The organism is Pseudonocardia yunnanensis (assembly GCF_039534065.1).
Lineage (GTDB): Bacteria > Actinomycetota > Actinomycetes > Mycobacteriales > Pseudonocardiaceae > Pseudonocardia > Pseudonocardia yunnanensis.
Window position 1 is genome coordinate 41,664 of record NZ_BAAAUS010000004.1, and the last position, 22,652, is coordinate 64,315.

A 22,652-nucleotide genomic window follows, 5' to 3' on the forward strand; every position below is an offset into this window, starting at 1 on the left:
CGAGACGGCCGGGTGCGGTCAACTCGGGTGACCCGGTGGAGCATCAGGAAAAACGTTCATGCCAGCCGCCCGCAAGCCGTCGCGACGGTCTCATCATCGGCGATCGTGAGACGGATGTGCATCCCGGACATGTCCGATCCGCGCGCAGTTCACAGACGGCACGCGAGCTGGAGAGAGAAGCGACAATCGTGACTGATTTCACCCGAGATGGGGTCGGGCCGATCCAGGTGGAGCGGCTGCGGTTTCCTGGCAGCCATCGGCCGACTGGTCAGTTCTGACTCCCCCCAGTCCGAGATTTCTCCGGTAGCAAGAGCGGGGACAACGGTGCCCTGTGCATCTCCATGGAAGGTCGGTTGATGACTGCTCGTTCGGATTCGTACGACTTCGTGATCGTGGGTGCCGGTACCGCCGGTTGCGTGCTCGCGTCCCGGCTGACCGAGGATGCCGGCACGCGGGTGCTGCTGCTGGAGGCAGGGAGTCGGGATCCGCTGCCCGCCGCCGCCGACCCCCAGGCCTGGCCGTCATTGGCGGGCACCTCGATGGACTGGGGCGACGTGTCGGTGAGCGTGCCGGGTAGCCCGCGGGTGCGGCTGACGCGCGGTCGCGGTGTGGGCGGGTCCTCGGCGATCAACGCGATGTCGTTCATCCGAGGCCACCGGGCGAGCTATGACGCGTGGGTCACTGCCGGGGCGAGGGGATGGGGGTTCGACGACCTGCTGCCGTACTTCAAACGCAGTGAGCACGTCGAGGGCCGCGACCCCGCCCTGCGGGGCCAAGGCGGTCCGTTGCGGTTGTGGCGGGTGTCCCCGCCGCACCCGCTGTCGCAGACCATGCTGGAGGCGGCCGGGCAGGTCGGTTACCCGGCCGTGGACGATATCGACAGCGGTGTGCAGGAAGGATTCGGCTGGGCGGAGTTCACGATCCTCGACGGCAGGCGGCTGAGCGCGGCGGACGCCTACCTGACCCCGGCACTGCAACGGCCCAACCTCGATCTCGTCACCGACGCGCTGGTGCACCGGCTCATCGTCAGCGGCGAGCGCTGCACCGGAGTCGAGTACAGCGTCGACTCGCAGGTCGTCCGCGTGAACAGCGGCCGTGACGTGGTGCTGGCCGCCGGCGCGATCGGCTCACCCCAGCTGCTGTTGCGCTCCGGCCTCGGCCCCCAGTCGCACCTGCGCGAGGCCGGGATCCCGATCGTCGGCGACCTTCCCGGGGTGGGCGCGAACCTGCACGACCACCCGATGACCGGCGTGGTGTACCGGTCACGGCAGCCCATCCTGGGCAGCGTGGGCAACGGCGGGGGCGAAGCCAAGGGCACGATCCGCACCACCACCGACGCCGCCTGGCCGGACGTGCAGCTGTTCTGCGCGATCGCACCAATGCTGGGCGACACCGTCCCGAGCCCCGAGCGAGGTGCGGGCTACACCATGGTGGTCGCGATTCTGGCGCCGTTCAGCCGGGGTTCGGTGCGCTTGGCAAGCGCCGACCCCGACGCGGCCCCACTGATCGACCCCGGCTACTACACCGACAGCCGCGATCTCGACGCCGCAGTGGCAGGCCTGCGCGCCGCACGTGACCTCGCGAACACACCCGCCTTCGCACCGTGGCGAGACGGAGAAGCTCAACCCGGCCCCGAAGCCTGGGACGACGACCACCAGCTGCGCGACTACGTACGCCGCAGCGTGCACACCTACTTCCACTACGCAGGCACCTGCCGCATGGGCACCGACGACCACGCCGTGGTCGACACCGAGTTGCGGGTGCGCGGAATCGAGGGACTGCGCGTGATCGACGCCTCGGTGATGCCGTCCCCGGTCAACGCCAACACCAACGCCACGGTCTACGGAATCGCCGAACGCGCTGCCGAGCTCTTGCGCGCCCAAACAACGGCACACTGAGGTGAGGCCGGCGGCCGGCCTCCACCGGTATCGTCTGGCCGAGTTGGCGTGTGCTCACTTCGACCTGCAGAACCGCTCCGCCGGTCCAGCTCCGGTCCTCATTCCCTGACTTTGGCGATCATCCAGCGCGGCCAGATGCCCGTGACGACGCGGCGACGGTGGCAACGCACTCGACTGAGCCGTTCACACCCGATCCGCTCGCCGCGGACGCCGCGCGGGGCAGTGATACAGGTACTGGGCTCGGTAGCGGCCTCACCGCTCCCGGTCGGGGCGCTTCCAGGCTTGGGGAGCCGCTACCTCTCACCCGCAATGTTCGAACCACACGGCCGGGCGGACGTCGAGGCCCGGTGTGCGCTGTCCCGTGTGCCGGAACAGGTCCTAACAGTTGGTCCCGTCCGGCGAGGGCCGCACCGATGAGATCATGTTGTTGGCCTGGGGGTCGAATTTGTCAACGAACCCCCCGTTCTGAGGAAGAAAGACGAAGAACCCCTGAAATCCAGGGCTGGCGTACAGGCACATCGCCTGTCGCGTGTTGTTGACGGCAGACGAGAACCAGTTGCCGGTCAAATTTCCGGACGCGTTTCCCAGATTTGTGGTGCGGCCCTGGAAGTTGAAGTCGTCGAAGACGTCGAATTCGCCGGGATTTCCACGGGCGGCAGACTGGGCGGCAGACTCACCCAGGTCAGTCGACGGGGCTGCGGCGGGCACGGCGGCCGACGCTATTCCGGGGATGGATCCACCGAGAGTCATCGCAAACGCCAGTGCGGTACCGGCTGCGCCGACACTCAGAGCCCGTCGAACCGAACTTCCAGACATGTCATTCCTCCCATGTGGCGCCGCCGCGTTCTGCGCCGGCCGATACACCGACCACACGGGGGCCCTTCCGGTGCAGGTTCGAAGCCCGGGTATGACGAAGGTAATAATGGGAGAGATTGCGCATCCGGCCATCTCGCCCTAATGTCTGCCGACCCCGCGCCCTGTCGTCGGCGTTCACCGCGTTCCCGCGAGAATTCTGATGACAGATCTGGTTGAACACATCCCGAAGATCGGTTGAACAAAGAGATTCGACGCGCGGACAGGCGATGCTCGGAGCCGAGGACGCCGGCCGTGGTGAAGCGATCCGTGACTGTTCACCAATCTGCTCATCGGCGGGCGGTTCTGCGTTCATCTCGGGGCGCGTGAACTCTTCCGTGGCGGAGAGCCGTCGGCGCGCGGGTCGCAGCACGGAGGATTGCCCCCGCCTTGAAGAAGGCGCTCACGTCTCAGTCGACCGCAGCGGCCGGATCCCACTGCGCGACGGCGGCGTGCGCGTAGAGCCGTGGCGCGACGTCGGCCCATCCGTCGGTAGCAGTCCCGGCGCTGGGGTGAGTCATCACTCCGCAGCGGGTCGCGCGTGCCAAGGAGAAGACCGCTCGATGAGCATCCCTGCCGCCCTTCCTGCCTCCCCTACGGACGGGCCCCGTGAAGCCGGGGGAGTTTGAACAGTTGCAGCGCCGTGCACCTGTCGCGCCACGGTTGGATGTGGTGCGCTTTGAACGCGGTGCCGGTCACAGTGGCGCTATTGATTGCGACCTGGGAAGGCCCGGTGGCTGCGTTACCGGACATCCATGCGGCCACGGCATGGGTTCAAGAAAATATAGGCATTGGACGAATAGACCCCGGTCCTCCAATACTGGTCTCAGATCCGCTCAACTGCGGACGACGAGATCGTGAGGAGAACGACCATGCCGGGTGTCACAGAGCAGATTGCTCTGCGCCATGTCCCCCCGGTAACCGTGGGCACACACTCCGGCAACCGCACGGCTCGCACTACTCATCGGTCCTTGGGGCTCGGGCTGCTACTCGCGGTGGTCGGCGGCTTTCTGGACGCCTTCACCTACGTCGGACACGGACACGTCTTCGCCAATACCATGAGCGGCAACGTGGTCCTCGTCGGTGTATCGATTGTGGCCGGTCAGTGCACCCAGGCGATGCACAGCCTGACTACGATTCCGGCTTTCCTGGCGGGCGTCGCCATCGCCAACCTGCTCCACCTACCATGGGTGACCGCCCTGGTTCGCCGGCCCAAACTTGACTGTCTGCTGCTGGAACTGGTGTTTCTGCTGATCGTCGGCGGCCTGCCCGCAGGCTAGCCCGATTACGTCACGACGCTGGGCATCTCGTTCGTCGCGGCCGTGCAGACCTCGACATTCCGGGAGCTGCGCGACTGGCCCTACAGCTCTGTGATGACCACCGGCAATCTGCGCTCGTTCGTCGACGCGACCGTCGCGTGGCTCAGCCTGCGTGACCGCGCCGAGGCGCGCAAACTCACGCATTTCGGCACGGTGTGTGCCGCCTTCTTCGGTGGTGCGCTGCTCGGCGGTACGTGCACCACGGCCTGGGGCAACCACACGGCGTGGCTGGCAGCTGCCCTGATCGGTGCTGCCGTATTGCTGCTCGGGTTCAACGCCCGCTCGACGGCCGCCGGTTCGGTTCCGCCCGAGGAGAAAGCCATAGGGCCGCAACAGCACCACACGGACGGAAACCTTTCCCACCAACAGATTCTGTGAATCCGGAGACAACCATGAATGCCAACCCGACCACCTGGAACACTGAGTACGGACGTTGGGAGACGACGGCCCGGGGCCACGCGGTGCTGACGGATCCCCGGCTGAACCGGGGCACCGCGTTCACCGACGAGGAACGGCGCGCGCTCGATCTTGTCGGTCTCCTGCCGCCCCGAACACTCGGCCTGGACCAGCAGGCGACCCGCGCCTACACGCAGTACCACGCCCAGCCCGGTGACCTGGCCAAGAACGTCTACCTGACCGCCCTGCACGACCGCAACGAGGTGCTGTTCTACCGGCTGGTCGGCGACCACCTCGCCGAGATGCTGCCGATCGTGTACACGCCCACCGTCGGCACGGCCATCCAGCGGTACAGCAACGAATACCGTCGCCCGCGCGGGATCTACCTCTCCGTGGATGCACCCGAGGACATCGAGCGCGCTCTGCGCGCCTCCGGTTTGGGCTCCGGCGACGTCGACCTCATCGTAGCCACCGACGCCGAGGCGATCCTGGGCATCGGGGACTGGGGCGTCGGCGGGATCGACATCGCGGTCGGCAAGCTCGCCGTGTACACCGCCGCGGCAGGCATCGACCCGGCACGCACCCTCGCGGTCATTCTCGACGTCGGCACCAACCGGCGCGAGCTGCTGGATGACCCGCTGTACCTGGGCAACCGGCACCTGCGGGCAGAACGGGAAACCTACGACTCCTTCGTCGATGCCTATGTCACCACCGCGAGCTCACTGTTCCCCGACGCGCTGCTGCACTGGGAAGACTTCGGTGCCGACAACGCGCGACGCATCCTCGAGCGATATCGCGACCAGGTGCTCACCTTCAACGACGACATGCAGGGCACCGGCGCAATGAACCTGGCCGCGGTCCTGTCCGCGGTGAAGGCCAGCGGCACCACCCTGGACGGGCAGCGGATCGTGGTGCTCGGCGCGGGCACCGCGGGCACCGGCATCGCCGACCAACTCCGCGACGCCCTGATCGCGGACGGCCTGACCCGCGACGAGGCCAACCGGCGATTCTGGGCAGTGGACCGGTACGGCCTGCTCACCGACGACATGACCGACCTGCGTGACTCCCAGGTGCCCTACGCCCGCCCCGCGCACGAGGTCGCCGAGTGGAACCGCGACCCTGCCCTGGACGGCATCGCGCTGGCCGAGGTCGTGGCCCGGGTCCGGCCGACCATCCTGATCGGCACCTCGGGACAGGGCGGCGCCTTCACCGAACCGATCGTCCGGGAGATGGCCGCACACACGGAGCGCCCCATCATCCTGCCGATGTCCAACCCCACCCCGCTCGCCGAGGCGACGCCCGCCGACCTGCTCGCCTGGACCCATGGCCGGGCCCTGGTCGCCACCGGTAGCCCCTTCGATCCGGTCACCCACGGGGGCGTCACCTACCAGATCGGGCAGGCCAACAACTCACTGATCTTCCCCGGCCTGGGCCTGGGCGCCATCGTGGCGCGCGCCACCCGGATCACCGACGGCATGTTGACCGCCGCGGTCCACGCGGTCGCCGCGCTGACCGATCCGACCACGCCCGGCGCGCCGATCCTGCCGCCGCCGGTGCGGCTGCGCGACACCTCGGCCGCCGTCGCCGTGGCCGTGGCATGCGCCGCAGTCCGCGACGGAGTGGCCCGCCAGACCCTCGACGACGACATCGAAAAGCGTGTCCACGCGGCCATGTGGCAGCCCCGGTACGCGCCGATCCACGCCGTCTAACCGCCTCACTCGACCAGAAAAGGAAGATTCGATGATCGGTCTCGCCGACATCCTCACCATCGTGGTGCCGGTGTTCGTCGTCGTAGCCGTCGGGTACTGCGTCGGCCGCATGCGCCTGTTCGACGGAGGGCGGGCCCAAGCGCTGCGCGACCTCACCATCCAACTGGCACTGCCGGCGGTCCTGTTCGTCAGCATCGTGAACACCCCGCGCAGCGTGCTGCTCGGGCAAGGGCCCCTCGTGGGCCTGCTGGCCCTGGGCCTGCTAGGCCTCTACGCGATCCTGGTCCTGGCGCTGCGCTTCGGGGCACGGCTGACGATCCAGCGCAGCGCCCTGCTCGCCCTGGCCTGCGTCCAGCCGCAGTTCGCCTTCATGGGAATCTCCATCCTCGGCGGGCTGTTCGGCCCGCGGCAGGCCGCCATCCCGATCGCCGTGGCCGGCATCCTGGTCAACGTCGTCCTCGTCCCCGTGGCACTGATCCTGCTCAACCTGCGCAGCCGGACCCACGCCACCGCGGAGATCACGGCCGTCCGCACAGCCGCACCGGTCCTGGTCGGCGCCGCCGGTGGGCCCCCGCCACCCGCCGCAGACCGCGCACCCACTGTCCCCGGGGCGTCCGGTGCCCTGCCCGCCCACAGCGGCACCGGCGCGGTCCTCGCACGGGTGCTCGGCCCGCTGCGTGAGCCGTTGGCCTGGGCACCACTGCTCGGCCTGGTCCTGGCATTCGTCGGCGTGCATCCGTACACGATCATCTCATCGTCGCTGACCCTGATCGGCGGAGCATCCTCCGCCGCGGCCCTGCTGTTCGTCGGTATCACCGTCGCCCGCGCCGGCCGCCCCCGGCTCAGCCTCGAGGTGTGGGCGATCGCCCTGGCCAGCGTGGTCGCCCAGCCGCTGCTCACCTGGGTCGTCGGACAGTGGATCACCACCGGCGCCATCGCCGCCCAGGCAGCGCTGATCACGGCGTTCCCCATCTCCCCCGTGGCGATGATGCTCGCCTCGCGTCAGGGAACCAAGAAAGACGAGCAGGTCATCGCGTCCGCGGTGGCACTGACCCTCGTGCTGTCCTTCGTCACACTGCCCCTGATGATCCATCTCACCCGGTGACAGCACGCCTCTGACGAGCAGCTGACGAACAACTACCCGGCGTAGTCACCTGGGAGTGTCAGGGGTGCGGTGGCCAGCACGTGCCGGCGGAAAGTCTCGCTCAACGGCGGCAGGGTACGTCCCGCCGCCCAGGCCATGCCGATGTCCCGCTCAGCGCGGACATCGGTCACGCCGAGATGAAGCGCCGGGTGTCCAGTGGGTGACGGCGGGAACGTAGCCGTCTGAGGAAGCGGTAGCAAAGACACGCCCAGACGAGCGGTGACCAGGCCGCGCAGGGTCGCGACCTCGTCGGCCTCGTAGCAGATGTGCGGGGCGAACCCGGCTTCCGCGCAGAGCAGTTCGGTGGTCTCCCGCAGGGCGTATCCCTGCCGCAGCGTGATGAAGCTCTCGTCGGCGACCTCGGCCAGCTTGGCCTTCTTCCGGTGCGCGAGCCGGTGGTTCGGCGGTACGGCCAGCCGCAGCGGCTCGACGAGCACGCGTTCCCACACGAGCTGGGGATTACCTGGATCGCGACTGGTGATGACGAGGTCGGAAGTGCCGTCAACGAGCTCGTCGACGAGGAGGGCCTCACCGTGCTGCCGCAATTCGAAACGGGCTCGCGGCCAGAGCTCTAGGAAGCTACTGATCACCGCCGGGACCAGCCAGGTGCCGAAGGTGCGCAGAAACGCCAGCTGGACCAGACCGGTCTCCGGAGCGACTATCTCCTCGACAGCCCGCAGGCCCTGGTCGTAGTGATCCAGAACGTCGTCCACGTGCATCTTGAACGCATGTCCGGCCGGGGTCAGGCGCAGAACACGACCGGATCGCCGGAACAGCTCGGCGCCGGCTTCGTGCTCGATCCGGCGCAGGGCCCGAGACAGCGCGGGCTGAGTGAGGTGCGCCCGAGCAGCAGTGTCCGTCACGGTCGCGCCGTCGGCGACCTCCCGGAAGAACCGCAAAACCTGCAGGTCCACGGCATCAATACTGCCACGACATGACTATGAGGAATACGAGGAATTGGACGCATAGCCGCCGGGGAGCCCAGGCTGACGGCAGCGGTGGCCATGCCCCGCAGCGTCGCGACAAGGTCACCCGCGACTCAGGACCGTCTCACCGAGCCTGCACGGTCGGTGAGTGACGCGCATCGGAGACGCTAATGAAGATCACCGCAATCGAGACCGTGCCGTACTCGATCCCGTACCGTCATCCGCCGGCTTTCAACCGGTGTGCTGAGAATTGCTGACCATGTTTTGATCCGGGTGAACACCGAGGACGAGCTCGTCGGAGTCGGCGAGGCGTTCGCCCGTCCAATGGTCTACGGCCCACGTTGCCCGGGCCGACGCATTCGCCGCGGAGGAGGCGCTCGACCGGACCGAGTGGGTCATCGCCAACAACACCGCGCGCCGCCGTCGATATTGCCCTGCACGACCTGCACGGCAAGGCGACCGGGCTACCGTCGTGGCGGCTGCTCGCCGGATCCGCCGCCGGTATCCGGGTGCCACGCATGCTGAGCATGGGCGAGTACACCGAGGTCGCCGACGAAGCCCACGCTGCGGCGGAGGAGCGGGCATCGCGTCGTTCGCGGTGAATTCGGGACCGACCCGCGTACCGACATCGCCCGGGTGGCCGCGGTCCCCGTCTGAGCTCCGTGCTCGTGGGACGGCGGCGCGGCGTCATTCGACGGACAGCTCCCGCAGGTTGGTCCGAGCGAGCTCGATGAGCTCCTTGCCTTCTCCGGACAGAATGGTCCTGGTGGCGTAGAGCGTGAAGCCCTTGATCTGGCCGTAGGTGAGCTTGGGTGGCAGCGCGAGTTCCTGCCGGGCAGTGCGGACGTCGAGTAGAGCGGGGCCGTCATGATCGAACGCCGCACGCAGCGCACCCTCGAGTTCGTTCGCCGCCTCGACCCGCGCGCCGAACAGCCCGGCTGAGCGGGCGATTCCTGCGAAGTCAGGATCGGTGAGATCAGTGCCGAAGGTGACTATCCCGGCCGCTTTCATTTCCAGCTCGACGAACGACAGGGCGCCGTTGGTGAAGACCACGACCTTGACCGGAAGCTGCTGCTGGCGCAACGTGAGCAGCTCCCCAAGCAGCATCGCCAGCCCGCCATCTCCCGACAGTGCGATGACCTGCCGCTCGGGGTGGCTCGCCTGGGCCCCGATCGCATGCGACAGCGCGTTGGCCATGCTGCCGTGGTTGAAGGAACCGATAAGCCGCCGGGTTCCGTTCATCCGCAGGTAGCGGGCTGCCCAGATGCACGGCGTGCCGACATCGGCGGTGAACACGGCGTCGGCGGCAGCGAGGCGGTCAACGGTGGCCGCGATGAACTGCGGGTGCAAGGGCGAGCCGTCCGATCCGGGCCTGGCCAGGCGGTCCAGTCGGGCGCGGGCCCGACGGTAATGTGCGGTCATTCGGTCCAGGTGCGCCGAATCTGTTTTCGAGTCGATGAGCGGCAGCAACGCGTCGATCGTGTCTTTGACGGTGCCGACCAGCGGGACCTGGACCGGCACCCGGCGGCCGATCCGCTCGCCCCGCACGTCGACCTGTACTACTGGAACGCCCTCAGGGTAGAAGGGCCTGTACGGGAAGTCGGTGCCGAGCATGAGCAGCGCGTCGCAGTGCTCCATCGCCCGGTACCCGGAGCTGAACCCGATCAGCCCGGTCATCCCCACGTCGTAGGGATTGTCGTACTCGACGAACTCCTTGCCGCGGAACGCATGCAGGACCGGCGCCTTCAGTGCTTCGGCGAGTCGGATCAGCTGGTCGTGCGCGCCGGCGCAGCCCGCTCCGGCCAAGATGGTCACGCGGGTAGACGCATTCAGCACCTCCGCCGCGGCCGCGAGGGAGCGCTCGTCGGGGCGTACCTCTGCCGATACCGCCCGCACCGGCGCTGCACTCGCTCCGGCCGGAGCATCGGCCAGAAACACCTCCCCCGGGATGACGACAACGCCGACACCGCCGCGTTGCAACGCCACGCGCATCGCCATTTCGAGCAGCCGCGGAACCTGGCCAGGCACGCCGGCCAGCTCGCAGTACACGCTGCACTCACGGAACAGCTCCTGCGGATGAGTCTCCTGGAAATAGCTCCCACCGATCTCCTCACTAGGGATTTGCGCGGCGATCGCCAGCACCGGCACGTTGCTGCGGTTGGCGTCGAACAGGCCATTGATCAGGTGCAGGTTGCCTGGGCCGCAGCTACCCACACACACCGCCAGCTCCCCGGTCAACGCCGCCTCCGCGGCCGCTGCGAATCCTGCGGCTTCCTCGTGCCGGACGTGCTCCCAGGAAATGGCGCCGTCCCGGCGCAGCGCGTCGGTGAACCCGTTGAGCGAGTCTCCGGGAATCCCGTACACCCGGCGCACCCCGGACGCCTTCAGCTTCGCCACCATCGCATCGGCCACCGTGCCCGCCATAACGTGTTCCCTTCCATCTGATCGGAGTTGCAGCGAGCTGCGAACGACCCGACCCTCGGTGCCGTGCTCTGATTACCTATCCGACATCAGTCATGCTTTCCCGGCTGGGGTGAGAGGATCACTGTCAGGGGGACTCGTCGAGCAAGGTTGGGATTGCCAGTCCCCCTGAAACTGCGAAGTAGCGTTTGCGTTTTATTTGCCCGAGCACCTCACAGTCGTGCCGTTTCCCTCTTCAGCGGTAGCCGCGAGAGTCCTCCCCGGATGCGGCATGGTCGATAGACTGATGGAGGGATTTACGCTTAGTAGGCGAAGTTAAGCCCCGAGTAGCTCGGTAATAGGCGATCTAATATTGATTGATCCGACGTTCTCGTCCACGATCACGGCGGCGAGCCAATGACTCGGCAACGGGCCGAGTCAGCCACTCCGCGGCGGGTGGGTGATGGCGTTGCCGAGCTAACGCACCTGCTCGCGGCGGGTGCCGCGGACCCGGTAGTCGCGTCGCAAGGGGCATCGCCGCCTGGATCTCGGCCGGCTCGAGCATCCGGAAGGTGCAGTCCTCCACCACGGGGACGTCACACCCCTAGCCGACCAGCGAATGGTGTCCCGCTGTGAGCGGGTCCTGGCCGGCGTACACCCGCACCCGCAACGACCCGCTGGGCAAGACATCCATGCTGCCTCGTGCACGGGCCTGCCGACGCACCTTCGAAGTCGCCACGTCACGACGCTGATGCAGTCCGTGTCACGTTTCGTGTCACGAAGTCGCCTGCGGCGCAGGCGCGCTGCTTAAACCAGCTGGTCAGACGCAGAGCGGGCGACGGGAATCGAACCCGCGTAGCCAGTTTGGAAGTCAAGGGCAACACCGCCGCGCTGACCTGCGCAGACGCGGCGTTGTGGTTTGCCGTGGGTGTCTGCGACTCCGCGCTCGATCTGGCACGCATCTGGCACGCGCATCACGCGCGAGACGCGGTCAGCCGCGCAGCCGCACGCGATAAACCGGCGACGTCGATGGCCATCCCCCGCGATTATGGCCGACGTGGAAGAGGTCGAGGTCGTCGTCGCCCATCACGAGCGCGCGACTCTGCGCGTCGGCGACGTGTTTCTGAAGATCGACGCTGATCAGACGCGCACCGACATCGAGGTCGAGGCGATGGCTATGGCGCCGATCCCGACTCCGGAGGTCCTGTGGCGGAAGCCGCCCGTGCTCGCGCTCGGCGCCCTCCCAGGGACGGCACTCGGCCGCCTCGGCGAGCCGTCGATCGCGTCGTCGGCGGCGTGGGCCGCGGCGGGTGCTGCCACACGGATGCTGCACGACGCGCCGCTGCCGCCATGGCCCGGCCGGAGCCTCGACGAGATCGCATTGCGCCTCGACCGCGAATGCGAGTGGCTCATCACGAACGGCGTCCTTCCCACCGACCTGGTCACGCGCAACCGCCGGGTTGCCGAGGCTGCGCTCCGGCCATGGACACCGGTGTTCACGCACGGCGACCTGCAGATCACCCACGTGTTCGTCGACGGTGCCGAGATCACCGGCGTGATCGACTGGTCCGAGGCGGCCCAGGGCGATGCCCTCTTCGACCTCGCCACTTTGACGCTCGGACACGAGGAGCACCTTGGCGACGTCGTCGCCGGCTACGGCACCGACGTGGACCTCGACATGATCCGGGCGTGGTGGTCGTTGCGAAGCCTGCTGGCGATCCGCTGGCTGGTCGAGCACGGCTTCGACCCGTCCTCGCCAGGCTGCGAGGTCGACGTGCTGAGATCCCGGATGTGAGGCTGCAGGAGCCCGACGGCTCTCGCGAAGCGCGTCGTCGACCGGACCGACGAGGTCATGGTCCTCGAAGATCCCGGGCAGCCGGTCGGCGACATCGGCAGCCGACGCACGACTCGGATCAGGGTGAGCCAGTCGGTGCGCGCGTCACAACAACGCTTACCGTGGCAGCCACGCGAGACGCCCAGTGCCACGGACCGCTCGACGCGGCGAGTCCCTATCGGTTGTTCGGGGGTCGCCGCGCAGAGTCAAGGTCGCTGACTATTGATGTGCTCGCGGACCGGATCGAACAGGCCCGGTATGAGCTGGATCTAGGCATCCATGACGGGACGCCGGGGAGCTGGGTGAACGCCTGGCGCCGTGAGCACTCCGCGCCCGATCAGCCGCTGACCGCTGCTCAGGGGCTCGTCCGAGTTGCTGTGTCGTCATGGCCTCGACCCGGCGGCGGCCGTGATGATTGTCTTGATGCCGGTCAGCGGTGCCGCTGAGGCGGGAGGCAACCCGTAACGCTCCAGCAGGGCGGTGGGGTCGGTGGAGACGAGTTCGACGCCATGGTCGGTCTGGCGGATCAGGACGCGCAGCGGGAGATCGAGGGCCAGGTCGGGTGTGTGGATCATCAGGGGTATCCCGGTCAGCCGGCTTCCGAAGGTGACGACGATTGTGGCCGGCATCCGCAGGCCTACCGTCCTAGCGTTTGCAGCGTGATCGATTCGGGCGAACACATTTAGCCCTCGGTTGGCCAGCTCGCGCTCGAGCCTTGCTACCGTCTGCTGGTAGCTGTTGGCACTCTGGGTGATTTGCAGATCGCTCATCGCTCATCCTGGCAAGTTGATCGTGCCTTCGGCCAAGAACAAGATTCATGTCTGCTAGTGATCATCAGCACGTCCCTCCGCAGCATGGCCAGCTGCATCGTCATGGGAAGGCCAGTCTCATGCCGACAGCTTCGCCTCGCCCCCGGAAATGCCTCGGGGTTCGCACAGGCCAAATCCCGGGAACCCGGGGAACCGCCCCGGGTAGAGGTGACTGTGAACGGGAGCGCTAGTGGTTTCCGTCAAGTGTCGGCTGCGACAGCGCCGTGCTGACGGGGGTCGTTGTGCCGGACTCGGATCTTGTGATTCTCAAGCCAGCGGTGCCTGCGCTGGTGTCGATCCGTGATCAGAACCGTACAAAGTGGCAACCGTAGCGATGCGCTGTGCGGTGGGCATGCGCGACTGGGACGCCGATATCGACCTGGGCAACGTGCGCCGATCCTCGCCGCGCCGTCCGTGTTATCCGTCCAACCCCGTGCCCGTTGCGCCGCGTTACACCGGCCCGGACCGCCCACCCACCCACGCCGCACCTACCGCGACGCCCCGATCTCGCCGGTCTCGCGGTGGCCTCCGGGACGCGCCCTGCAACTATCTGGTCTGCGCCGAATACGAGGATTTGCCTACGCCGCGCCACGACTACCGAGTCGGCCCGGTGTCGTCACGAGCTGTGCGCGCAGGGGCACCGGTGGCAGGCCACGAGCCGAAGCCTGTATCCATTCAGACCGCCTTCGCCGAAGCACGGGTCCCGTTCCCGTGGTCGACCCGCGTGAAGTCCGGGGTCGACCACGGGGGCGATGCGAACGGTGCCGGCTTGAGGCTGGCCTCCTCATAGCGATGCAAGCGCCGAGGCCTGCAGGGCTAGCGCGATGATTGGTACGAATAGGAACTTGGTTCGTCGTCGAACGCGTCTCGTTCTCCGATCCGACAGGACGCTCCGAGTACCGAGCAGCGGCATGAAAGGGGCCCGCGGCGGGGAGATCGCGGCAGCACGCCTGGCGCCGTTGGTCACCATGCGGTCGATCGAGCGATCGACCGACCCGGCCAACCCGTCGGTACTTCTGATCTCACTACAGGACGCCCGCGTACCACGATGTCATCCCCGAGATCCTGCGAAGGGAACGGAAATGAGCAAGACGCAGCCCACCCCCGCCCGAGTGAGATCCGTCGGAGTTTGCGATTCGGGCGCACCCGAACTGAGTGACAAGCAGAGGTCCTACAAGGCGCTCTTCGACTCGTTCACGCAGGACTCGCGAGGGAGGATCTCGCCGTTCGAGGTGCTCACCCGGCTGACGAACGCAGGGATCCGTGCGGACGATCGGCGGATCCAGGACGCGTGGAGCGCGTTGGACACGCCGGGCCAGGACAGCGGCCGGCTCGACCTGGACAGGTTCATCGCGATCTGTCAGCGCAACAGCGGCATCATCAGCCGGGCCATCCGGGGCGAACTGGTAGTCCCGGACTTCCCGCGTTTCGTGCAGGACATCGAGTCGATATATCAAGAGCTGCTGAACGAGCGAACCGGGGCGGTGGCGACCTACATACCGCAGTTGGCCAGGGTCGACCCGGAGCGGCTGGCCATCGCGGTCTGTACCACCGACGGCCAGCGGTTCTCGGTGGGCGACTACAGCGTCAACTTCTGCCTGCAGTCGGTGTGCAAACCGATCAACTACCTGCTGGCCCTGGAGGAACACGGCGCGTCGACCGTGCACCGGCACGTCGGCTGCGAGCCCAGCGGCGTGCACTTCAACGAGCTGTCCCTCAGCGACAAGGGCATCCCCCACAATCCGATGATCAACTCCGGGGCGATCATGTGCAGCTCCCTGATACGGCCCGCGGACATGATGGCCGACCGATTCGACTACGTCGCCGACTCCTGGCGGCGTCTGGCCGGCGGCGGACGGGTCGGGTTCAACAACGCGGTCTACCTGTCCGAGCGCGACAGCGCCGACCGGAACTTTGCACTGGGCTACTTCATGCGTGAGAAGAAAGCGTTTCCGTCCGGCGCTAACCTCGTGAACACGCTGGAGTTCTATTTTCAGTGTTGCTCCATCGAGATCGATACCGAGTCACTCGCGGCCACCGCCGCCGCACTGGCCACGGGCGGCGTCGCACCACTGGCCGAGACCCGCCTCTTCAGTACGGATAACGTGAAGAAATGCCTCTCCCTGATGTCTTCGTGCGGCATGTACGACTACTCCGGAGAGTTCGCATTCCGCATCGGACTGCCTGCCAAGAGCGGAGTCTCCGGAGCTCTCATGATCGTCGTCCCGCAGGTTATGGGAATCGCCGTCTGGTCGCCCAGGCTCGACGAACTCGGAAACTCGGTCCGAGGCATCAAGTTCTCGCAGATGCTCGTCGAGAAGTACAACCTTCACGTGTACGACGGCCTGGTCAGCGGCGACGAATCCGGTAAACGCGACCCCCGCCGACGGAAGAACCAATCCACGGCCGACGGCGTCGTCCGCCTGTGTTGGGCCGCCAGCCAAGGCGACCTGGACGACGTACGCGGCGCCATCGCCACCGGCATCGACCCCAGCACCTCCGACTACGACGGCCGCACCGCCCTCCATCTTGCGGCATCCGAAGGTCAACTCGAGGTCGTGCGCTACCTGCTTCAACAAGGCGCCAACCCCCACGCCCGTGACCGCTGGGGCGGAACGCCGGCAACCGATGCCGACCGCGAAGGCCACACCGCCGTGGCGCGGCTCCTCACCCGCACACCCGCCGAAAACAAGGCCGCCGCCGTCTCCTGACTCCCGGCTCTCCAGATAAGTCGTCAGACATCTGCTTCTGCAGGAGGACGGAACAATGCTCAACACCGGCGATACCGCCTGGGTGCTCGCCGCCGCCGCGCTGGTGATGCTGATGACCCCGGGACTCGCGTTCTTTTATGGCGGCATGGTCAGGAGCAACAGCGTCCTGAACATGTTGATGATGAACTTCATCTGCCTGGCAGTGGTCGGCGTGCTCTGGGTGCTGTTCGGCTACAGCTGGTCGTTCGGCAACGACACCGTTGGCGGCCTGCTCGGTGACAACGGCTTCGCCGGTCTGGGTCAGACGATCGGCCACCTCGTCGGAGTCGCCGTCGCTGGACCACCCGTCATGCCCTGGCCCGGACCGGACGCGTTACCGGCCACGGCGTTCGTGATGTTCCAGCTGATGTTCGCCGTCCTCACACCGGCCCTGATCTCCGGTGCGATCCCGGACCGGGTGAGATTCTGGTCCTGGACGTTGTTCGTGGCCCTGTGGGCGAGCATCGTCTACTTCCCGGTCGCGCACTGGGTGTTCTCCTTCGACGGCTTCACCGGTCCCGACTCCCACGGCGGCTGGATCGCCAACACCCTCAAAGCCGAGGACTTCGCCGGCGGCACCGCCGTGCACATCAACGCCGGTGCCGCCGCCCTGGCACTGGCCATCGTGCTCGGCCGCCGCACCGGCTGGCCACGCGAATCAACCCGTCCACACAACCTGCCCTTCGTCCTGCTCGGAGCCAGCCTGTTGTGGTTCGGCTGGTACGGCTTCAACGCCGGCTCAGCACTCAGCGCAGCCGACCTCGCCGGTCTCGCCTTCACCAACACCACGGTCGCTGCCTGCGCCGCGGTGCTCGGGTGGCTGCTGGTCGAGCAGGTCCGCGACAGCAAACCCACCGCCCTGGGTGCCGCCTCGGGTGCCGTCGCCGGACTGGTGGCGATCACACCCGCCTGCGCCTTCGTGACCCCCCTCGGCGGGGTACTCATCGGCCTGGCCGCCGGCCTGCTGTGCGCGCTGGCGGTGGGTCTGAAATACCGGTTCGGGTTCGACGACTCGCTCGACGTGGTCGGCGTACACCTGGTCGGCGGCATCATCGGCACACTGCTGATCGGCTTCCTCGGCACCAGAACGGTGAACCCGACCGCTCTGGGCAAGGACGGCCTCTTCTACGGGGGCGGCTTCACCCAACTCGGCCGGCAAGCCGCCGCCGCAGGCGCAGTGATGATCTACTCATTCACACTGGCACTCGTCATCGGGCTCATCATCAAGAAGACGATCGGCTTCCGGATCGACGAGAAAGCCGAGATCGCCGGCATCGACGAGCAAGAGCACGCCCAACGCGGCTACGACTACTCCAGCATAGGCGGCCCGGTCACCGGCGAAATCGGCCTCTGTCAGAAGACTTCCACTGTGGATCCTCGTCGACAATGAGGATGCCGATTCTCCAGATCCGTGCCGCGGCGTTGTCGTGGGTGCTGCCCGGCAACTCGCCCGACACCCACAAGATCGTCCCGTCCGGCGACGCGGCCACCCGCAGATTCACCCCATGGCGTTTGTGCTTGCCGAGTAGAACGGCCGGTCCGCAGCGATCCGGTCGACCGGGATCAACGTGCCGTCGATGATCACAAGGCCAGTCCGTCACGCTTCGCCTTCCGCAATGCCGCCCGCAGCTTCGGCGCTCGTCCGGACAGCAATTCGACTGTCTCTTTCACATTCGCCACATTGATATCCGACATCAGCGAGTCGGTGATCCATCAAGCATTGTCAGGGCGCACGGCGCCCTGTTCGCCGACTGCTCGGCCCCGGGGCTCAGCCGGTAAATTCGTTGACGCCGAGGGCGAAGTCCCAGTGGCCAACCCCGTTGCCGGCGAGGCCCACCGTGACCACGCCCACTCCTTCCAGCCAGTGCGCCATTTTCAGGCCGCCGACGTCCAGCGGGCGCAGCCCGAGGCTCTCGATGAATGCCGCCACGCCCGCCTTGGCCTGCGCATTGTCGCCAGCGATGAAGACGTTGGGCCGGCCCTTCTCCAGGAGATTACGGAAGATGGTGTTGAATGCCTTCACCACGCTGGCGCCGGCCGGGGCCACCTTGGCGACTTCCTGCGCGATCGAGGTCTCCTCGCTGTGGGCCAGTCCGTCGAACGTGGCGTTGAAGGGGTTGCTGATGTCGACGATGACCTTGCCCGCGAGGGCGTCTCCGTATTCGGCGACGACCGGAACGACACCGTCGTACAACAGGGCCGTGATGACGATGTCCCCGGCCGGGACGGCGCCCCACTTGCCCGTCGTCGCGCCGCCGCCCAGAGCCTTGGCCAGGTCATCGGCCTTCGACTGATCGCGTCCCATGACCTCGACGGTGTTGCCGCCCGCCACCGCGAGCGTGCCGATGGTGCGAGCCATGTTCCCCGTACCGATGAGGGTGATGCTGCTCATGAGGTGTGCTCTCTTCCTGTTCTCGAGGTGTCGCTCTGTCTCGTTCATGCCGGGTCAGGCGCAGGGCGTCGGCCGCGACGTTCCTGGGCCGGCTGCCGCGTCTTTTCCGGCACCTCCGGCTCGTCTTCCGCCGGCAGATTGGGATGAGTGAACCTGCCGCCATTCCAAAAAAGAGGGGGTCAGGTCACAGTTCCTTGTGGCGACTGGGTTGTTGTGGGGTGCGCCCGCGGCATTCCTGGCGTGTGGTTCAGATGGCGGTGGTGCCGCCGTCGGTGACCAGTTCCAGGCCGTTGACGTAGCTGGAGTCGTCGGAGGCGAGGAACAGGGCGACGGTAGCGATTTCTTCTGGGCGGCCCATCTTTCCGCGGGGGATGAGGGACTCGAATGCGGCCTTGGTTGCCTCGTCGAACAGTTCTTCCTGTTTGGCGGTGGCGACCTGGCCGGGGGTCAGGACGTTGACCCGGATCTTGCGGTCGCGCAGTTCGTTGAGCCAGACGCGGGCCCAGGCCTGCTGGACGGCTTTGCTTCCCGCGTAGAGGCTCCAGCCGGGGAAGGCGCCGAGGGAGGCGTTGGATCCGGTCATGAAGATCGAGCCGTTGTCGTTGATCAGCGGCAGTGCCTTCTGCACGGTGAACAGGGTGCCGCGCGCGTTGAGCCAGAAGGCGCGGTGGAACTGCTCCTCGGTGATCTCGCCGAGGACGGCGGGTTCGCCCATCCCGGCGCTGGCCCACAGCACGTCGATCGAGCCCTTTTCCCGCTTGACGGTGTCGTACAAGCGGTCCAGGTCGTCCAGTTCGGCCGCGTCACCCTGGACGGCGGTGACGTTGCGGCCGATCAGCTTGACGGCGTCGTCCAGCGCTTCCTGCCGCCGGGCCTGGATGAAGACGTGCGCTCCTTCCTCGACGAACAGTTTGGCGCCGGCCAGTGCCATGCCGGTGGATCCGCCGGTGATCACCGCTACCTTGCCATCGAGCTTTCCCACGATCACTCCGTTGAATTGATGGTCAGCCGAAACAGTTGATTCTTATATACACCAGACCGTGTATGTAACGTGCCCGATGGCCGGTCGGACGCAGGCTACATACACCGATCGGTACCGCCCCGCCGTGGGACGCCCGGTGCGCCATGGCGCACCGACGATCATCGGGACGGCTCCCACCTTGCAAATCGCCGTCATCGCTATGTACACCGTACTGTTTGCGTAACGTAGCGGATGATCAACCCGAACGCAAGCTATGTAGACCGATCTGTACCGAACGGCCTATGCTGGAGGCATGACCGAGTTGGAGAAGGGCCCCCTGGGCCGGCGCCGCGGGAGGGGCGCACGCGAGCGCATCCTCAGCGCGTCACAGCAACTGTTCCGCGATCAGGGCATCAACCGCACCGGCATGGACCAACTCTGCGCCGTGGCCCAGGTGTCCAAGCGCACGGCCTACCAGCACTTCACCAGCAAGGACGAACTCGTCGCCGAATACCTGCGCCGATTCGATCCCGACGTCATGCCCGGAGTGTTGGACCGCACCGACCTCACACCCCGCGAACGACTCCTCGCCGCCTTCGAGATACCCGCGTCCACGCCCCTGTGCCCCTACATCGCGGCGGCCGTCGAACTCCACGACCCCCAACACCCCGCATCCCAGTACGCGCGCGACTACAAGACCGCCATCGCGGCGCGGCTCACCGAAACCGCCCGCGAAGCCGGCGCCACCAACCCCGAACAACTCGGCGAACAACTGGCGCTGCTCATCGACGGCGCCTCGGCCCGCACCCGAGTCCTCAACAGCGAATCCTTCCCCACTGCTGCCGCCATCGCCGCCGTCCTCATCGACAACGCCATCCCCGCGTCATCTCCTCGGCAGCCCAGCGATGACCGCGGAACTACGGGTGCTCCCGTTCCGGTGGGAGGCCAATGACGGCCCGATCACGCCTCGTCGGCCGGAAGACGACGTCGAGTTCGGCGCGGCCGGAGCGGTAGCTGCCGGGACTCGGGCTGGAGAGCGGGTCGCGAGATCTGGCCGCGGCCATCCGTACGTATCGTCGAACTGCTATTACACCCGCGCGCCGGGGCGTCTTGCGCCGCCTACCGCCGACGGATTCACAGTGCGCTGGCATGTGATCTGCTGACAGTCGAGCGGTCAGGGTCGGCCGACACGATGCCGCCACCGCGCCGGCGGCCGTTGATCTGGCACGAATCTGGCACTACAGCGGATGCCCGCCCGTCCCATGATCGGGACGGGCCCTCCCGCTGGGGCACGCGAAGGGCACATGCAGCGCTGCCTGACACGCCCACCCTGGACGTCGGCGGCAGCCGCCGTAAGGATGCGGGCGATCGTGTAGGTGTCGACTGGCTCGCGCTTGTTCGACTTCAAGCGTTAGGTGTCGCTATCGCGCACGCTGGTTCGCCGCGCCCGAGGCGGTGGCCTACGGCCTGGCCGACGAGGTGATCGGCGACCCGACCGGGGCCCCGGAGTCCCGCATCCCGGTGTAGTCGGGGAGCTCGACGCCGTTGATCGCGCGCTCGACCAGCTCCATGAGCGCCTCCATGTCGGGCTCCGGGCTCGGATCCGCGTCCGGCGCGGGGACCTCGCGGCTCTGGACGTGCATCCGGCCGATCTCCTGGTTGGCCTCGACGAACGAGCGCATCCGCGCCTCGTATCCGGCGAACCCTGCCTCCGGGTCCCATCCGGCGGCAGCCAACTCTCCGGCCAGTAGGTAGGCGCCGACCAGGGCCAGCCCGGTGCCACCCCCGGACATCGGCGACGAGCTGAACGCCGCATCCCCGAGCAGCGCCACCCGTCCGCTCGACCAGCGGTCCATCACGACCTGGGCGACCTGGTCGAGGTAGAAGTCCGGGGTGTCGTCCAGGTGCTCGAGGATGCGCGGGGTCAGCCAACCGAAGCCGGCCATCCGCTCCCGCAGCAGACGCTTCTGGGCCGCGGCGTCGCGGTAGTCGACGTCGAAGTCGGCGGCACTGAACGAGAGCATGGCCATCGCCCGGGTGGCGTCCGGGAGGGGCCGCAGGCCGGCGGAGCGCCCGGACTCCTGGTGGTCGATCAGCCAGCGGTCCACCCCGAACTCGTTGGGCACGCTGTAGAAGGCCAGGACGAGCCCGAGGTGGCGGATGAACCGCTCGCGCGGCCCGAAGACCATCTCGCGCAGCGCAGAGTGCAGCCCGTCCGCGCCGATCACCAGGTCGAAGCGTCGCCGGTCGCCGCCCGCGAAGGTCACGTCGACCCCGTCCGCGTCCTGGGTGACCTCGGCGATCCGGTCGCCGAACACGTACTCGACGCTGTCCCGGGTGTCGTCGTAGAGCACCCGGGACAGGTCCCCGCGCAGGATCTCGATCTCCGCGATGTACCCGTCGCCGCCGTGGTCGTCCGCGCGGAAGGTCTCCAGCACGTTCCCGTCCACGTCCACGGTGTACGCGCCAGCGGTGTCGGTGCAGGCCGCGCGCACCGCCGCGTCCAGCCCCATCCGCCGGATGACCTCCTTGGCCACCCCGCGCGCGTCCACCGCCTGCCCTCCGGGACGCAGCTCGGGGGCCCGCTCCACCACGGTCACCTCGGCCCCCCGCCGATGCAGCCAATGAGCCAGCGCGGGCCCCGCGATGCTCGCCCCCGCCACCAACACCCTGATACCGCTCACAGCGCCACCTGCTCGTCCAATTCGTGTCGATGATGTGGAGTTGGCACCGTCCTCAGTCCGCCCCCATCTAGAAAGTGAGACTCGGTCGCGGCCAGGAACTCATCTCTGCGCAGTCATCGGGTTCAGTGCTGATGGATCACCGCAGTCCACAACAGTCATGCCGTACACCGGACCTCGGGGTTCGACGCCCTCATGTGGTGCCACGCAGACGAGCAGAGCGATCCTGCACTCGGCATCGCCGCTGGTCAGAGGTGGAGCGGGCGACGGGAATCGAACCCGCGTAGCCAGTTTGGAAGACGGCTCCGCTGAAGGCTGTATGGGAGTTGACTGAACCGCCCCGCGGCACGGCGACGCTCGTCCAACAGGGCTACGGCCCGGCGTTCACCACGCGCGACCGACCGATCCGCTCGACCCCGGGGCTGGTCGGCCGTGCCCGCCGGACACGGCGGGTCCACGATCCGCTCGGACCGCCGCCACACGCGGGGTCTTGTGTTCCATGACGCCGCTCAGCGTGGCGAGTGTGGATCAGGGCTGTCATGACAGCCAAGGAATCCGACCGCATGACCATCTGTCATGCG

General features: G+C 67.3%; 14 protein-coding genes and 3 pseudogenes. 9 read left to right on the forward strand and 8 right to left on the reverse strand.

Annotated features, from left to right (window positions below; all coding sequences use genetic code 11):
- Positions 1 to 356: 356 nt before the first annotated feature.
- On the forward strand, positions 357 to 1,898 hold the full coding sequence (locus ABD743_RS04970; protein ID WP_344719322.1) for a GMC family oxidoreductase: 1,542 nt from the start codon (positions 357 to 359) through the stop codon (positions 1,896 to 1,898).
- Positions 1,899 to 2,276: 378 nt separating this feature from the next.
- Here the strand turns inward: ABD743_RS04970 and ABD743_RS04975 are convergent, their stop codons facing one another.
- Complete coding sequence (locus tag ABD743_RS04975; protein WP_344719324.1) at positions 2,277 to 2,606, reverse strand: peptidase inhibitor family I36 protein; 330 nt, start codon at positions 2,604 to 2,606, stop codon at positions 2,277 to 2,279.
- 1,115 nt (positions 2,607 to 3,721) lie between these two features.
- Here ABD743_RS04975 and ABD743_RS04980 point away from each other — a divergent pair.
- The 3 genes and pseudogenes from ABD743_RS04980 to ABD743_RS04990 all read left to right on the forward strand — a co-directional run bounded on the left by ABD743_RS04980 (position 3,722) and on the right by ABD743_RS04990 (position 7,279).
- Positions 3,722 to 4,447, forward strand: a pseudogene (locus tag ABD743_RS04980) (YoaK family protein).
- 14 nt (positions 4,448 to 4,461) lie between these two features.
- Complete coding sequence (locus tag ABD743_RS04985) at positions 4,462 to 6,174, forward strand: NAD-dependent malic enzyme (protein ID WP_344719326.1); 1,713 nt, start codon at positions 4,462 to 4,464, stop codon at positions 6,172 to 6,174.
- Positions 6,175 to 6,205: 31 nt separating this feature from the next.
- Positions 6,206 to 7,279, forward strand: a complete 1,074-nt coding sequence (locus tag ABD743_RS04990; protein WP_344719328.1) for an AEC family transporter — start codon at positions 6,206 to 6,208, stop codon at positions 7,277 to 7,279.
- Positions 7,280 to 7,311: 32 nt separating this feature from the next.
- Here the strand turns inward: ABD743_RS04990 and ABD743_RS04995 are convergent, their stop codons facing one another.
- Positions 7,312 to 8,232 (reverse strand): LysR family transcriptional regulator, encoded by a 921-nt coding sequence (locus tag ABD743_RS04995; protein WP_344719330.1) that lies wholly within the window; start codon positions 8,230 to 8,232, stop codon positions 7,312 to 7,314.
- Positions 8,233 to 8,931: 699 nt separating this feature from the next.
- Positions 8,932 to 10,668, reverse strand: a complete 1,737-nt coding sequence (gene poxB / locus ABD743_RS05000) for a ubiquinone-dependent pyruvate dehydrogenase (protein ID WP_344719332.1) — start codon at positions 10,666 to 10,668, stop codon at positions 8,932 to 8,934.
- A gap of 1,024 nt (positions 10,669 to 11,692) precedes the next feature.
- Here poxB and ABD743_RS05005 point away from each other — a divergent pair.
- Positions 11,693 to 12,439, forward strand: coding sequence for a phosphotransferase family protein (locus tag ABD743_RS05005; RefSeq protein ID WP_379659078.1), 747 nt, complete (start codon positions 11,693 to 11,695; stop codon positions 12,437 to 12,439).
- A 422-nt stretch (positions 12,440 to 12,861) separates the two neighbouring features.
- Here ABD743_RS05005 and ABD743_RS05010 read toward each other — a convergent pair whose 3' ends face one another.
- Complete coding sequence (locus ABD743_RS05010) at positions 12,862 to 13,248, reverse strand: DUF302 domain-containing protein (RefSeq protein ID WP_344719336.1); 387 nt, start codon at positions 13,246 to 13,248, stop codon at positions 12,862 to 12,864.
- 1,121 nt (positions 13,249 to 14,369) lie between these two features.
- Between ABD743_RS05010 and glsA the strand changes: the two genes are divergently transcribed.
- Positions 14,370 to 15,998, forward strand: coding sequence for a glutaminase A (gene glsA / locus ABD743_RS05015; protein ID WP_344719539.1), 1,629 nt, complete (start codon positions 14,370 to 14,372; stop codon positions 15,996 to 15,998).
- Between the two features lie 55 nt (positions 15,999 to 16,053).
- The gene (locus ABD743_RS05020; RefSeq protein WP_344719338.1) at positions 16,054 to 17,427 is read left to right on the forward strand and encodes an ammonium transporter; all 1,374 of its coding nucleotides are present in this window, start codon (positions 16,054 to 16,056) and stop codon (positions 17,425 to 17,427) included.
- A 7-nt stretch (positions 17,428 to 17,434) separates the two neighbouring features.
- On the opposite strand, the pseudogene ABD743_RS05025 reads toward ABD743_RS05020, so the two are convergent.
- The 3 genes and pseudogenes from ABD743_RS05025 to ABD743_RS05035 form a co-directional block, all read right to left on the reverse strand.
- Positions 17,435 to 17,708: pseudogene (locus ABD743_RS05025) on the reverse strand (transposase family protein); the annotation flags it as partial.
- 97 nt (positions 17,709 to 17,805) lie between these two features.
- Positions 17,806 to 18,429, reverse strand: coding sequence for an NADPH-dependent F420 reductase (locus ABD743_RS05030; protein ID WP_344719339.1), 624 nt, complete (start codon positions 18,427 to 18,429; stop codon positions 17,806 to 17,808).
- 247 nt (positions 18,430 to 18,676) lie between these two features.
- Positions 18,677 to 19,411, reverse strand: a complete 735-nt coding sequence (locus tag ABD743_RS05035) for an SDR family NAD(P)-dependent oxidoreductase (protein WP_203922400.1) — start codon at positions 19,409 to 19,411, stop codon at positions 18,677 to 18,679.
- A 292-nt stretch (positions 19,412 to 19,703) separates the two neighbouring features.
- Here ABD743_RS05035 and ABD743_RS05040 point away from each other — a divergent pair, with 292 nt between their 5' ends.
- Complete coding sequence (locus tag ABD743_RS05040) at positions 19,704 to 20,342, forward strand: TetR/AcrR family transcriptional regulator (protein WP_344719341.1); 639 nt, start codon at positions 19,704 to 19,706, stop codon at positions 20,340 to 20,342.
- 508 nt (positions 20,343 to 20,850) lie between these two features.
- Here ABD743_RS05040 and ABD743_RS05045 read toward each other — a convergent pair.
- Positions 20,851 to 22,074, reverse strand: coding sequence for an FAD-dependent monooxygenase (locus tag ABD743_RS05045; RefSeq protein WP_344719343.1), 1,224 nt, complete (start codon positions 22,072 to 22,074; stop codon positions 20,851 to 20,853).
- 338 nt (positions 22,075 to 22,412) lie between these two features.
- On the opposite strand from ABD743_RS05045, the pseudogene ABD743_RS05050 reads away from it, so the two are divergent.
- Positions 22,413 to 22,614 (forward strand): annotated as a pseudogene (locus tag ABD743_RS05050) (2OG-Fe(II) oxygenase); the annotation flags it as partial.
- Between the last annotated feature and the right edge of the window lie 38 nt (positions 22,615 to 22,652).